At 61.3% G+C, this 15,137-nt stretch carries 3 protein-coding genes; 2 read left to right on the top strand and 1 reads right to left on the bottom strand.

Annotated features, from left to right (window positions below):
• Positions 1-69: 69 nt before the first annotated feature.
• Complete coding sequence (locus J0G10_RS21165; RefSeq protein ID WP_220556638.1) at positions 70-1,083, top strand: GNAT family N-acetyltransferase; 1,014 nt, start codon at positions 70-72, stop codon at positions 1,081-1,083.
• Positions 1,084-1,191: 108 nt separating this feature from the next.
• On the opposite strand, the gene J0G10_RS21160 is transcribed toward J0G10_RS21165, so the two are convergent.
• A complete protein-coding gene (locus J0G10_RS21160; protein ID WP_095048423.1) occupies positions 1,192-1,746 on the bottom strand; it encodes an RNA polymerase factor sigma-70 in 555 nt (184 codons plus the stop codon).
• Between the two features lie 372 nt (positions 1,747-2,118).
• On the opposite strand from J0G10_RS21160, the gene J0G10_RS21155 reads away from it, so the two are divergent.
• Positions 2,119-15,117, top strand: coding sequence for a non-ribosomal peptide synthetase (locus J0G10_RS21155; protein WP_220556637.1), 12,999 nt, complete (start codon positions 2,119-2,121; stop codon positions 15,115-15,117).
• The last annotated feature ends 20 nt before the right edge of the window (positions 15,118-15,137 follow it).

The following is a 15,137-nucleotide window of genomic DNA, read 5'->3' as shown; positions in this document are numbered from 1 at the left end:
AAGCCTAAATTTTCCCTCCCGGATCACGTCCCATCGTTGAACTGTCGACGATTATCGTGAGCCCGACCCATGTCCAATCTGAATGACCTGACTTCCCTGGCCTTGCCTGCGGGCAGTCAACTGATCGCTGATGTCAGCGAAAACCGTCTGAGCCTGAGCCTGGACGGACAACCGCTGATCCGCTTGCGCCTCGATCGAGACGCAAAGGGGCCGATCCAGATCGATGAGCGTTTTGCGTTGCCGCCCGGGCAGGCGTTGTGGGCAGCCTGTTACTGGCTGTTCGCACGGGATCCGGCGTGCCGTCAATTGACCTGGCAACTCGATCAGCCACCGACCGAAGCCTTGCTCAGTGGCTTGCTGGTGAGCACCGAAGTGGCCGGCGAATATCGCTGCGAGCGCACGCTGTTCTGGCAGTTGCCGCAACCGTGGCTCGGCACTTCGCTGAGTGGTAGTTATCCGCAGCAGATGGTCATCAGCCAGGGCAAGCGTCATCCGCTGCGGCCAGTCAAACCGCGCGGTGAAGTGTATCGGCGTTTCGATGCCCGCCTTGGTGCGTGGATTTCCCTGCGCACTGTAGAGATCGAAGCAGACCTGGCGCGCTTCAACCGCTGGCAGAACAGCCCGCGCGTTGCCAGTTTCTGGCAGGAAGAGGGCAGCCTCGAGAAGCATCGCGAATACCTGAGCAAGCTCGATGCTGACCCGCATACGCTGACGCTGATTGGCTGTTTCGATGATCAGCCGTTTGCCTATTTCGAAGCCTACTGGGCCAAGGAAGATCGCATCGCGCCGTTCTACGATGCCGACAACTACGATCGCGGTATTCACATGCTGGTCGGCGAGGAAGAGCACCGTGGCCCGCATAAAGTGGCGAGCTGGTTATCGGCGCTGGTGCATTACCTGTTTCTTGATGATCCGCGCACTCAGCGGGTGGTCGCCGAGCCGCGGGCCGACAACGCGAAGATGATCGGCCATATGCAGAATCAGTGCTTTCACTGCGAGAAGGAATTCGACTTTCCGCACAAGCGCGCGGCGCTGATGATGCTGGGGCGTGAGCGGTTTTTTGATCACTGCAAGTTGGCTTGAGGTCATTTAAAAGCAAAAGATCGCAGCCTTCGGCAGCTCTTACAGAGGAATGCATTTCCATGTAGGAGCTGCCGAAGGCTGCGATCTTTTTTATCTGTCGGCGCGGTCTCAGCGACGACCCACGGCTACCGCATCCTGACGGCTGCCCGAGACCTTGCGGCAGTGCACCAGTGCATCACGAATCATGAAGTTGACCAGGGTTGGCGAAACGCCCAGTTCCTTGGCGATGTCCTTTTGCGGCACGCCGTGCAGCCGGTACATCTCGAACGCATAGCGCGTGCGGCTGGGCAGTTCGGTCAGCGCGTCGGCGATGTTTTCCAGGGTCGAGAAATTGATATGCGAGGTTTCCGGCGAAGCACCCTGGATGACCACATTCAGCCCTTCCTCTTCAGGGCCGGAGTACTTCTGCTCAAGCGCCTGTTTGCGGTAATGATCGATGGCGAGGTTGCGCACGATCTGGAACAGATAGCTCAGTTGAGCCTTGATCGACGACGTGATCGGTGGCGCCGATTGCAGTCGGAAAAACGCATCCTGCACCACATCTTCGGCGCGCGACCGGCAGCCGGTAATGCGGGCTGCAATCTTGACCAGAATCAGTCGATTGTCGACGAATGCCTGAAGTAGCGGTGAATCGCACTTGCTTGTGGATACTTGTTCCGTCATGGAAATCACCTTGCTGCCAAATAGGTTCGTGGGACGCCTTGGGGGATGGGGGCGTCCTACACATCGAGCGACAAATTATGTTGAATGATAATGATTGTCAATTGAGAAAGAGAAGTAATGCGCCACAAAGGTGCGTTCTGAGAACTGCGACACGCCGCCACACCCCGGCCCCATTGGCGATCCAGCCTGCCGACTAATTATTTCAAGACGTCATCCGTTCTCATTGGTGAATGGTTCCCGGTGCACAACCCCGGCCACACCGCATTCCGCAGCCTTGCGCGGTCGGCACAGACCGCGCCCTGCATGCCCTTCGAGGGGCGTGACGCAGCAAACCCGATTCCATTAGCAAGCCGAATTCAGGCAGGAAACCTCATGACCGACGCGTTCGAACTCCCCAGCACCCTGGTCCAAGCCCTCCAGCGCCGCGCGGCCCTGACGCCGGATCGACTGGCCTTGCGTTTTCTCGCCGAAAACGAAGAGCAGGCTGTGGTACTCAGTTATCGTGAGCTGGATGAGCGCGCACGCATGATCGCCGCCGCGTTGCAGGCTGACGCTGAATTCGGCGACCGTGCGGTGCTGCTGTTCCCCAGCGGTCCGGATTACGTCGCGGCATTTTTTGGCTGCCTATACGCCGGCGTGATCGCAGTGCCGGCCTATCCGCCGGAATCCGCGCGCCGTCACCATCAGGAGCGTTTGCTGTCGATCATTGCCGACGCCGAACCGCGTCTGCTGCTGACCAGCGCCGACCTGCGCGACGCCTTGCAGCAGATCGAGGGTGCGCCGCCGTTGTTGTGTGTCGACACTCTCGACAAGACACTGGCGCAAAACTGGGTTGAACCGAGCCTGCCGCAAGACCACATCGCCTTCCTGCAATACACCTCCGGTTCGACTGCACTGCCCAAAGGCGTGCAAGTCAGCCACGGCAATCTGGTCGCCAACGAACTCCTGATCCGTCACGGTTTCGGCATCGACGTGAACCCTGACGATGTCATCGTCAGCTGGCTGCCGCTGTACCACGACATGGGTTTGATCGGTGGTCTGCTGCAGCCAATTTTCAGCGGCGTGCCATGCATTCTGATGTCGCCGGCGTACTTCCTCGGTCGGCCATTGCGCTGGCTGGAAGCGATCAGCGAATACGGCGGCACCATCAGCGGCGGACCGGACTTCGCCTATCGCTTGTGCAGCGAACGGGTCAGCGAGTCGGCGCTGGAACGTCTCGATCTGAGTCGCTGGCGCGTGGCCTATTCTGGTTCCGAGCCAATCCGTCTCGACACCCTGGAGCGCTTCGCCGAGAAGTTCGCCGCATGCGGTTTCAGTGAGCACAGCTTCATGGCCTCGTACGGTTTGGCCGAAGCCACGCTGTTCGTCGCCGGCACCCCGCGCGGCACCGGTATCCCGGCACTGCGCGTGGACGATCAGGCGCTGGCACAAAACCGCGCCGAGCCGGGCGATGGCAGCCCAATCATGAGTTGTGGTATCAGCCAACCGGAACACGCGGTGCTGATCGTCGAGCCAAACACACTCGTCGAACTCGCCGACAACGCGGTCGGCGAAGTCTGGGCCGCAGGCCCGAGCATCGCCCACGGCTACTGGCGCAATCCTGAAGCGAGCGCCAAGACCTTCGTCCAGCACGCCGGCCGCACCTGGCTGCGCACCGGCGACCTGGGCTTCATGCGCGACGGTGAGCTGTTCATCACCGGACGCCTGAAAGACATGCTGATCGTGCGCGGCCACAACCTGTATCCACAGGACATCGAAAAAACGGTCGAGAACGAAGTGGAAGTGGTGCGCAAGGGTCGCGTCGCTGCATTTGCGGTCAATCAGGATGGCGAGGAGGGCATCGGCATTGCGGCGGAAATCAGCCGCAGCGTGCAGAAAATCCTCCCGCCGGAGGCGTTGATCAAAGCCATTCGCCAAGCCGTGGCTGAGGCTTTTCAGGAAGCCCCGAGCGTGGTGGTGCTGCTTAATCCCGGCGCCTTGCCGAAAACTTCCAGTGGCAAATTGCAGCGTTCGGCGTGCCGCAATCGTCTGGCCGATGGCAGCCTCGACAGCTACGCGGTGTTCCCGTCGAGCACCGCTGAAAGCCAGGGCGCAGTCACCAGCGCCTCAGAACTTGAGGGCTTGATCGGCAAGATCTGGGCTGAGCAACTCAACGTCAAACAGGTCAACGCCGACGATCACTTCTTCCTGCTCGGCGGCAACTCGATCGCCGCTACGCAAGTGGTCGCCCGTGTGCGTGAAGAGCTCGCGCTTGAGCTGAACCTGCGCCTGTTGTTCGAAGCACCGACCCTGTCAGCGTTCGCCGCAGCCGTTGCGCAACAGCAGCAGGACGGCGGCAGCGCCCAAGGTGCAATCACCACACTGTCGCGCAGCGAGCCGATGCCGCAATCGCTGGCACAAAACCGTTTGTGGATCACCTGGCAACTCGACCCACAGAGCAGCGCCTATAACATTCCCGGTGCCCTGCGTTTGCGCGGCGAACTGGACGAAGACGCCTTGCATGCCAGCTTCCAGCAACTGATCGAGCGCCATGAATCCCTGCGCACGCGTTTCTTCGAGCGCGACGGCGTGGCTCTGCAACAAGTGATTGCCGGCACCGAATTCAACCTGCAACTGATCGACATCAGCGACTTGCCGGCGCCCGAGCGCGAGGCCCGTGCGCAACAAATCCGCGAAGACGAAGCACGCACCCGGTTCGACCTGGAAAAAGGTCCGCTGCTGCGGGTGACGCTGGTGCGTCTCGACGACGAAGATCACCAATTGCTGGTGACGCTGCACCACATCATTGCCGACGGCTGGTCCCTGAACGTATTGATCGACGAATTCTCGCGCCTTTACGCCGCTGCTTCGCAAGGAGCGACAGCCAACCTCGCGCCATTGCCAACCCAGTACGCCGACTACGGCAGCTGGCAGCGTCAATGGCTAGCGCAAGGCGAGAGCGCGCGGCAACTGGCGTGGTGGAAAGCGCAGTTGGGCGACGAGCATCCAGCGCTGGAGCTGGCCACCGATTACCCACGATCCGCCAAACAAACTCACAGCGCCGCACGTCACTCCGTGCGTCTGGGCGCGAGCCTCAGCGATGCGATCCGTAACACGGCACAGGCTCAGCAATCGACCCCGTTCATGCTGTTGCTCGCGGCATTGCAGAGCCTGCTGCATCGCTACAGCGGTCAGCGCGACATCCGCATCGGCGTACCGAACGCCAACCGTCCACGCCTGGAAACCCAGGGCCTGATCGGCTTCTTCATCAACACCCAAGTGCTGCGAGCAGAGATCGATTCGCGCCTGTCATTCGTTGCGCTGTTGGCCCAGACCCGCAACGCCACACTCGGTGCCCAGGCGAATCAGGATCTGCCCTTCGAACAACTCCTCGAAGCCTTCCCGCAGGCCCGCGAACAAGGTCTGTTCCAGGTCATGTTCAACCACCAGCAACGTGATCTGAGTGCGCTCAAACGTCTGCCGGGTCTGCTCGCCGAAGAACTGCCGTGGCACAGCCGCGAAGCCAAGTTCGACCTGCAATTGCACAGCGAAGAAGACCGTAACGGTCGCCTGACCCTGTCTTTCGACTACGCCAGCGAACTGTTCGATGTGGCGACCATCGAGCGTCTGGCCGAGCATTTCAGCAACCTGTTGCGCGACGTCTGCGAACGTCCGGAGCAAGCCATCGGTGATCTGCAACTGCTGACCGCCACTGAGCACGATCAGCAACAACACTGGGGCGTTGCGCCATGCACCCCGACGCAACAATGGCTGCCAGAACTGCTCAATGAACAGGCGCGCCTGACCCCGGAACGCACCGCGCTGGTGTGGGACGGTGGCAGCCTCGATTTCGCCGAACTGCACACGCAAGCCAACCGCCTTGCGCATTATCTGCGCGACAAAGGCGTCGGCCCGGATGTCTGCGTGGCCATCGCCGCCGAGCGTTCGCCGCAACTGCTGATCGGCCTGCTGGCGATCATCAAGGCCGGCGGCGCCTATGTGCCATTGGACCCGGATTACCCGGCGGATCGCCTGGCTTACATGCTCAGCGACAGCGGCGTCGAACTGCTGCTGACCCAAACCGAATTGCTCGGCCGCTTGCCGGCCAGCGATGGCGTCAGTGTCATCGCCATGGACGCGTTGCACTTGGAAAACTGGCCGAGCCAGGCACCGGGCTTGCACCTGCACGGCGACAACCTCGCTTACGTGATTTACACCTCGGGTTCCACCGGCCAACCGAAAGGCGTCGGCAACACCCACGCGGCACTGGCCGAGCGTCTGCAATGGATGCAGAACACCTACCGCCTCGATGAAACCGATGTGCTGATGCAAAAGGCACCGATCAGTTTCGACGTGTCGGTGTGGGAATGCTTCTGGCCACTGATCACCGGCGCGCGTCTGTTGATTGCCGGCCCCGGCGAACATCGCGATCCGCATCGCATCGCCCAGTTGGTTCAGGCCTATGGCGTGACCACGCTGCACTTTGTGCCGCCATTGCTCTCGCTGTTCATCGACGAACCACTGAGCACTGAATGTACCAGCCTGCGCCGGGTATTCTCTGGCGGTGAAGCGCTGCCCGCCGAACTGCGCAACCGCGTCCTCGCGCAACTGCCAGCGGTGCAACTGCACAACCGTTACGGCCCGACCGAAACCGCGATCAACGTCACCCACTGGCATTGCACCACTGCCGATGGTGAGCGCTCGCCGATTGGTCGTCCGCTGGGCAACGTGATCTGCCGCGTGCTCGACGCCGATCTCAATCCAGTGCCGGCAGGCGTGCCGGGTGAGTTGTGCATCAGCGGTATCGGCCTGGCTCGTGGTTACCTTGGTCGTCCATCGATGACCGCTGAACGTTTTGTGGTCGATCCATTGGGCGAGCAGGGCGCGCGGTTGTACCGCACCGGCGACCGCGCGCGCTGGACCTCCGATGGCGTGATCGAATACCTCGGCCGTCTCGATCAGCAAGTCAAACTGCGTGGCTTTCGCGTCGAACCGGAAGAAATCGAAGCACGCTTGCTCGCACAGGACGGCGTCGCCCAAGCCGTGGTCTTGGTGCGTGAAACCGCTGCCGGCGCGCAATTGATCGGCTACTTCACCGCCACCGATGCCAGCGAAGATCACGACGAACAAAACACTCGCCTGAAAACCGCGCTGGCCGCCGAGCTGCCGGAATACATGGTCCCGGCGCAACTGATGCGTCTCGACGCCATGCCACTCAGCCCCAGCGGCAAACTCGACCGCCGCGCCTTGCCCGAGCCGCAATGGCAAGTGCGTGAACACGTCGAACCGGTCACTGCACTTGAACAGCAGATCGCCGCGATCTGGCGCGAAGTGCTCGGTCTGCCTCAAGTCGGTCTGCGCGACGACTTCTTCGCCCTTGGTGGCCACTCGCTGCTGGCCACGCAAATCATCTCGCGTACTCGTCAGGCCTGCGACGTCGAGCTGCCGTTGCGCGCCTTGTTCGAACACAGCGAACTCGGTGATTTTGCCGAACAGATCCACCTGATCCAGGCCAGCGGTCGCACGAACAAACAGCCACCGATCGACAAGGTCGATCGCAGCCAACCGGTGCCGTTGTCGTACTCGCAACAGCGCATGTGGTTCCTCTGGCAGATGGAGCCGGACAGCCCGGCGTACAACGTTGGCGGCATGGCGCGCCTGCGCGGCGTGTTGCATGTCGAGTGTTTCGAGGCGGCGTTGCAAGCGCTGATCCTGCGCCACGAAACCCTGCGCACCACGTTCCCGAGCGTCGACGGCGTCGCCCGTCAGCAGGTGCATGGCGAAACCGGTGTGCGCATGGGTTGGAAGGATTTTTCAAAACTTGCCGCCGATGTGCGTGAGCAAAAGGTTCAGCAACTGGCCGATGACGAAGCTCATCTGCCGTTCGATCTGGAAACCGGCCCGCTGCTGCGCGCCTGTCTGGTGAAGACTGCCGAGCACGAACATTACTTTGTCCTGACTCTGCACCACATCGTCACCGAAGGCTGGGCGATGGATATTTTCGCCCGAGAACTCAGTGCGCTGTACGAAGCCTTTGTCGATGACCGTGATTCGCCGCTTGAGCCGCTGCCGGTGCAGTACCTCGACTACAGCGTCTGGCAACGCAACTGGCTGGAATCCGGCGAGCGTCAGCGCCAACTCGACTACTGGACCGCGCAACTCGGTCGTGAACATCCGCTGCTGGAATTGCCGGGTGACCGTCCGCGTCCCCCAGTGCAAAGCCATCAGGGTGAGCTGTTCCGTTTCGACCTTAGCGACGAACTCGCCGCGCGGGTTCGTGCGTTCAACGCGCAAAACGGTCTGACCCTGTTCATGACCATGACCGCCGCACTCGCGACGCTGCTTTACCGCTATAGCGGCCAGACTGATCTGCGCATTGGCGCGCCGGTGGCCAACCGCATTCGCCCGGAAAGTGAAGGGCTGATCGGTGCATTCCTCAACACCCAAGTGCTACGTTGCCAGCTCGACGGCATGATGTCGGTCGGCGAACTCTTCGAGCAGGTGCGTCACACCGTGATCGAAGGCCAGTCGCATCAGGATCTGCCATTCGATCATCTGGTTGAAGCCTTGCAACCGCCGCGCAGCGCTGCGTACAACCCGCTGTTTCAGGTGATGTGCAACGTGCAGCGCTGGGAATTCCAGCAGAGCCGCATGCTCGCTGGCATGACCGTCGAGTACCTGGCCAACGATGCACGAGCGACCAAGTTCGACCTCAACCTGGAAGTCACCGACCTCGACCATCGCCTCGGTTGCTGCCTGACTTACAGCACCGATCTGTTCGACGAGCCGACCATCGCGCGCATGGCCAAGCATTGGCGCAATCTGCTCGAAGCGCTGATCGCCGATCCGCAACAGCGCCTCAGTGAATTGCCGCTGCTCGATGCGCCTGAGCAACAGCACCTGCTCGATAGCCTCGGCATCGAGTCGGGTGAGCATCGTCTCGATCAGTGCATCCATCACCTGTTCGCCGAACAGGCGCTGGCGCGCAAAGACGCGCCGGCCCTGACCTTCGCCGGGCAGACCCTGAACTACGCCGAACTCGACGCCCGCGCCAATCGTCTGGCCTGGGCCTTGCGTGAGCGCGGTGTCGGCCCGCAAGTGCGCGTTGGCCTGGCGCTGGAGCGTTCGCTGGAAATGGTCATCGGCCTGCTGGCGATTCTCAAGGCCGGCGGTGCGTACGTGCCGCTAGACCCGGAATACCCGCTCGACCGTCTGCATTACATGATCGAAGACAGCCGCATCGGCCTGCTGCTCAGTGATCGCGCCATGTTCAAAGCTCTCGGCGATCTGCCGCCAAGTGTGGCGCGCTGGTGTCTGGAAGACGACAGCGCGGCACTCGCCGCTTACCCGGCCAGCGAGCTGCCGTTTATCAGTCTGCCGCAGCATCAGGCGTACCTGATTTACACCTCGGGTTCGACCGGTAAACCGAAAGGCGTGGTGGTCTCCCACGGTGAAATTGCTATGCACTGCCAAGCCGTGATCGAACGTTTCGGCATGCGCCCGGACGACTGCGAACTGCATTTCTATTCGATCAACTTCGACGCGGCGACCGAGCGTCTGTTGGTGCCGTTGCTCAGTGGCGCGCAGGTGGTGTTGCGTGCGCAGGGTCAGTGGGACGCGGAAGAAATCTGCGGTTTGATCCGCACGTATAAAATCAACGTGCTTGGTTTCACCCCGAGCTACGGCAGCCAGTTGGCGCAGTTCCTCTCAACGCAAAACGAAATCTTGCCGGTGCGGATGATCATTACCGGCGGCGAAGCGCTGACCGGTGAACACCTGCAACGGATTCGCGCGGCGTTCAAACCGGCGATGTTCTTCAACGCTTACGGCCCGACCGAAACCGTGGTCATGCCGCTGGCCAGTCTGGCGCCGGAGGTGCTGGACGAGGGCGCCGGCAGCGTGCCGATTGGCAGCGTGATTGGCGCGCGTGTCGCGTACATTCTCGACGCCGATTTGGCATTGGTACCGCAAGGTGCGACCGGTGAGTTGTTCGTCGGTGGGGCCGGTCTGGCGCAGGCGTATCACGACCGTCCGGGCATTACCGCCGAGCGTTTTGTCGCTGACCCGTTCGCCACCGATGGCGGGCGCATGTATCGCACCGGTGACCTGGTGCGCCAGCGTGCCGATGGTTTGGTGGAATATTTGGGACGAATCGACCATCAGGTGAAAATCCGTGGATTCCGTATCGAACTGGGCGAAATCGAAACGCGTCTGCTTGATCACGATTCGATCCGTGAAGCCGTGGTGCTCGCACTGGATGCCCCGAGCGGCAAACAACTGGTTGGCTATCTGGTCACCGAAGTTGCTGAGCAAAGTGAAGCCCGTCAGGCTGAACTGCGCGACGCCCTCAAGGCGCACCTCAAGGCACAACTGCCGGATTACATGGTGCCGACCCACCTGATTCTGCTGGCGAGCATGCCGCTGACCGCCAACGGCAAACTCGACCGCCGCGCCTTGCCGGCGCCGGATCCTGAGTTGAATCGTCAGGACTACGTCGCGCCGAGTAACGAACTGGAGCAGACCCTGGCGCAGATCTGGTGCGAGGTACTCAACGTCGAACAGGTCGGCCTCAACGACAACTTCTTCGAACTCGGCGGCGATTCGATTCTGTCGATTCAAGTGGTCAGCCGTGCGCGTCAGCAAAGTATTCATTTCAGCCCGCGTGATCTGTTCCAGCATCAGACCGTACAGACTTTGGCCGCTGTAGCCAGTCGTACCGAGCAGGTGACGGCCGAGCAGGGCCTGGTGGCTGGCGAATCGGCCCTGACGCCGATTCAACATTGGTTCTTCGACACGGAAATCCCTGAACGTCAGCACTGGAACCAGGCGTTGTTGCTGGAGCCAACTGTGGCGCTGGAACCGCATCGTCTGGAGCAGGCGCTGCTGGCGGTGATTGAGCAGCATGACGCCTTGCGTCTGCGCTTCACCGAGGCCAATGCTGAGTGGCAAGCCACGCATCAACCGGTGTCCGACGTTGCTGTTCTCTGGCAAGTACGCGTCGCATCGATGGACAAGTGCGAAGCGCTGTTCGCTGATGCCCAACGCAGCTTGAATCTTGCGCAAGGTCCGTTGTTGCGTGCCCTGCTGGTTGACGGCCCTGAAGGTCAGCAACGCCTGTTCATCGCGATTCATCACTTGGTGGTCGACGGCGTGTCGTGGCGCGTTTTGCTCGACGATCTGCAAACCGTGTATCGCCAACTCGACGCCGAACAAGCGGTAAAACTGCCGGCGAAAACCAGCTCTTTCAAGGACTGGGCTGCGCGTTTGCAGGCCTACGCCGGCAGCGAATCACTGCGCGAAGAACTCGACTGGTGGCAGACCCAACTGGCCGGGCCGAACGCTGATCTGCCCTGCGAAAATCCACAGGGCGGCCAGCAGAATCGCCATGCGCAAACTGTCAGCGTGCGCCTCGATGCCGAGCACACCAAACAGTTGTTGCAACAGGCTCCGGCGGCCTATCGCACGCAGGTCAATGACCTGCTGCTGACGGCGTTGGCCCGAGTGTTGTGCCGCTGGAGCGGTCAACCGTCGGCGCTGATTCAACTGGAAGGTCACGGCCGCGAAACCCTGTTCGACGAGATCGACCTGACCCGCACCGTCGGCTGGTTCACCAGCGCTTACCCGCTGCGTCTGACCCCGCACAACATCGAAGAAGCTGCGGGGCAGGGCGCTTCGATCAAGGCAATCAAGGAGCAACTGCGCGCGGTGCCGCACAAAGGCCTAGGTTATGGCGTGCTGCGTTATCTCGCCGATGACCTCAGCCAGCGCAGCATGGCCGCGCTGCCGCATGCGCCGGTCACCTTCAACTACCTCGGCCAGTTCGACCAGAGCTTCGGCAGTGATGCGCTGTTCCGTCCGCTGGACGAGCCGGTCGGTGCCGCCCACGATCCGCAGGCGCCATTGCCCAACGAGTTGAGCATTGATAGTCAGGTTTACGGCGGTGAATTGCTCCTGCGCTGGACCTTCAGCGCCGAGCGTTATGACGCGCAAACCATCAACGATCTGGCCGACGCCTACCTTGGTGAACTGCAAAGCCTGATCACCCATTGCCTGCAAGACGAGGCCGGCGGCCTGACGCCATCGGACTTCCCGCTGGCCAGACTGACTCAGGCGCAACTCGATGCCTTGCCGGTGCCGGCCGCGCACATCGAAGACGTTTATCCGCTGACGCCGATGCAGGAAGGCATGTTGCTGCACACCTTGCTCGAACCGGGCACTGGCCTGTACTACATGCAGGATCGCTACCGCATCAACAGCGAACTCGACCCGCAGCGTTTCGCTGAGGCCTGGCAAGCGGTGGTCGCCCGTCACGAAGCGCTGCGAGCCTCGTTCTGCTGGAACGTCGGCGAAGACATGCTGCAAGTGATTCATACGCCGGGTCGTACGCCAATCGAATATCTGGACTGGAGCGCCATTGCTGAAAACGAGCAGGAACCGAAGCTGCAAGCCCTGCTGAAAAGCGAGCGCGAGGCCGGTTTCGATCTGCTCAATCAGGCGCCGTTCCACTTGCGCCTGATCAAGGTCGGCGCGGCGCGTTACTGGTTCATGATGAGCAACCACCACATCCTCATCGATGCCTGGTGCCGCTCGTTGCTGATGAACGACTTCTTCGAGATTTACACCGCACTGGGTGAGGACCGTGAAACGCAACTCGCCGTGCCGCCGCGTTATCGTGATTACATTGGCTGGCTGCAACGTCAGAGCCTGGCCGAGGCGCGGCAGTGGTGGCAGCACAATCTGCAAGGGTTTGAGCGCACCACGCCGATCCCGAGCGACCGTCCATTCCTGCGTGAACATGCCGGTGAAAGCGGCGGCATGGTCGTCGGCGACCGCTACACCCGCCTCAATGTCGAGGACGGGGCGCGTCTGCGGGAACTGGCGCAGGCCCATCAACTGACCATCAACACCTTCGCCCAAGCGGCGTGGGCCTTGGTCCTGCGGCGCCTGAGCGGCGATCGTGACGTGCTCTTCGGTGTGACCGTGGCCGGGCGCCCGGTGGACATGCCGGAAATGCAGCGAACTGTCGGCCTGTTCATCAACAGCATCGCGCTGCGGGTGAAAATGCCTGAGGACGATCAGCGCAGCAGCGTGCGTCAGTGGCTCAGTGGTTTGCTCGACAGCAACATGCAACTGCGCGAGTACGAATACCTGCCGCTGGTGAACATCCAGGAACAGAGCGAATTGCCGAAAGGCCAGCCGCTGTTCGACAGCCTGTTTGTCTTCGAAAACGCCCCGGTGGAAGTTTCGGTACTCGATCATGCGCAGAGCTTGAATGCGACTTCGGACTCGGGCCGTACGCACACCAACTTCCCGCTGACGGCGGTGTGTTACCCAGGCGATGACCTCGGTCTGCACCTGTCGTATGACCAGCGTTATTTCGACGAATCGACCATCGAACGCATGCTCGGCGAGTTCAAACGTCTGCTGCTGGCGCTGGTCGATGGCTTCCATGGCGACATGGCCGATCTGCCGCTGCTAGGCACAGAGGAACAGGACTTCCTGCTGCACGGTTGCAACCAGAGTGCCCACGATTATCCGCTGGAGCAAAGCTACGTTGCGCTGTTCGAAGCGCAGGTCGCTGCGCATCCGCAACGGATTGCCGCTACGTGCCTTGATCAACAACAGAGCTACGTCGAGCTGAACCACAACGCCAACCGTCTCGGTCATGCACTGATCGCCGCCGGTGTGCAGATGGATCAACCGGTGGCCTTGCTCGGCGAACGTAACCTTGATCTTCTCGGCATGATCATCGGTAGCTTCAAGGCCGGCGCGGGTTATCTGCCGCTGGATCCGGGCCTGCCGAGCCAGCGTCTGCAACGCATCATCGAGCTGAGTCGCACGCCGGTGCTGGTCTGCTCCAAAGCATGCTTTGAACAAGCGCAGACTTTGCTGGATGAATTCAGCTGCGCCAATCGCCCGCGCTTGCTGGTGTGGGAGGAGATTCAGGCGGCAGCGACTTCGGCGCAGAACCTGGGCATTTACAGCGGCCCGGACAACCTCGCCTACGTGATCTACACCTCGGGCTCCACCGGCCTGCCGAAAGGCGTGATGGTCGAGCAGCGCGGGATGCTCAATAACCAGTTGAGCAAGGTGCCGTACTTGGATCTGAGTGATGCCGATGTGATTGCACAGACCGCTTCGCAAAGCTTCGATATTTCGGTCTGGCAGTTCCTTGCCGCGCCGTTGTTCGGAGCGCGAGTGGACATCGTGCCGAACACCATCGCCCACGATCCGCAAGGTTTGCTGGTGCATGTGCAAGCGCAGGGCATCACCGTGCTGGAGAGTGTGCCCTCGTTGATTCAGGGCATGCTCGCCTCGGAGCGCCTGAGTCTTGATGGCTTGCGCTGGATGCTGCCGACCGGTGAAGCAATGCCGCCGGAGCTGGCGCACCAATGGCTGCTGCGTTATCCGGACATTGGTTTGGTCAATGCGTACGGCCCGGCGGAGTGCTCGGACGACGTGGCGTTCTTCCGCGTCGACATGGCCTCGACGCGCGGCAGTTACCTGCCGATCGGCACGCCGACCGACAACAACTTGCTGTACCTGGTCGATGGCGCGCTGGAACTGGTGCCGTTGGGCGCAGTGGGTGAGTTGTGTGTTGCCGGGACCGGCGTCGGGCGCGGTTATGTCAGCGATCCGTTGCGTACGGCGCCGGTGTTTGTACCAAACCCGTTCGGTGCGCCGGGCGAGCGTCTGTATCGCACCGGTGACTTGGCGCGGCGTCGCAGTGACGGTGTGCTGGAGTACGTTGGCCGGGTCGATCACCAAGTGAAGATTCGCGGTTATCGCATTGAGCTGGGCGAGATCGAAGCGCGCCTGCATGAACAGCCGGAAGTGCGCGATGGCGCGGTCGCTGTGCAGGAGGGCGTCAACGGTAAACACTTGGTCGGTTATCTGGTTGCGGCCGATTCAGCACTCAATCCGAGCGAACGCCTGGAGCGGATCAAGCAGCGCCTGCGCGCCGAACTGCCAGAGTACATGGTGCCGCTGCACTGGTTGTGGCTCGAGCAAATGCCGCTGAATGCCAACGGCAAGCTCGACCGCAAGGCCCTCCCGGCGCTGGAGATCGGCCTGTTGCAGAGCCAGGATTATCTGGCCCCGCGCAATGATCTTGAACAGACGTTGGCTGATATTTGGGCCGAGGTGCTGAAGGTCGAAAAGGTCGGTGTACGCGACAACTTCTTCGAGCTGGGCGGGCATTCGTTGCTGGCCACGCAGATCGCCTCGCGGGTGCAGAAAACCCTGCAACGCGATGTGCCGCTGCGGGCGATGTTCGAGTGCAGCACGGTAGAGGAGTTGGCTGAGTACGTCGATGGATTGGCGGCGAGTGATATCACCGAGGAGAAGGTTGATCGGTTGAATGATCTGATGGCGGAGCTGGAGGGCTTCTAGTTCCTTAGCGCCTGCAATGG

Source organism: Pseudomonas germanica (genome assembly GCF_019614655.1).
Classification (GTDB): Bacteria; Pseudomonadota; Gammaproteobacteria; order Pseudomonadales; family Pseudomonadaceae; genus Aquipseudomonas; species Aquipseudomonas neuropathica.
This window is presented reverse-complemented; position numbering and strand designations above follow the sequence as displayed.

What these genes read in the sequence shown, in the direction of transcription:
- J0G10_RS21165 (WP_220556638.1), top strand. Translation starts at nt 70, where the DNA reads ATGTCCAATCTGAATGACCTGACTTCCCTGGCCTTGCCTGCGGGCAGT.
- J0G10_RS21160 (WP_095048423.1), bottom strand. Translation starts at nt 1,746, where the DNA reads ATGACGGAACAAGTATCCACAAGCAAGTGCGATTCACCGCTACTTCAG.
- J0G10_RS21155 (WP_220556637.1), top strand. Translation starts at nt 2,119, where the DNA reads ATGACCGACGCGTTCGAACTCCCCAGCACCCTGGTCCAAGCCCTCCAG.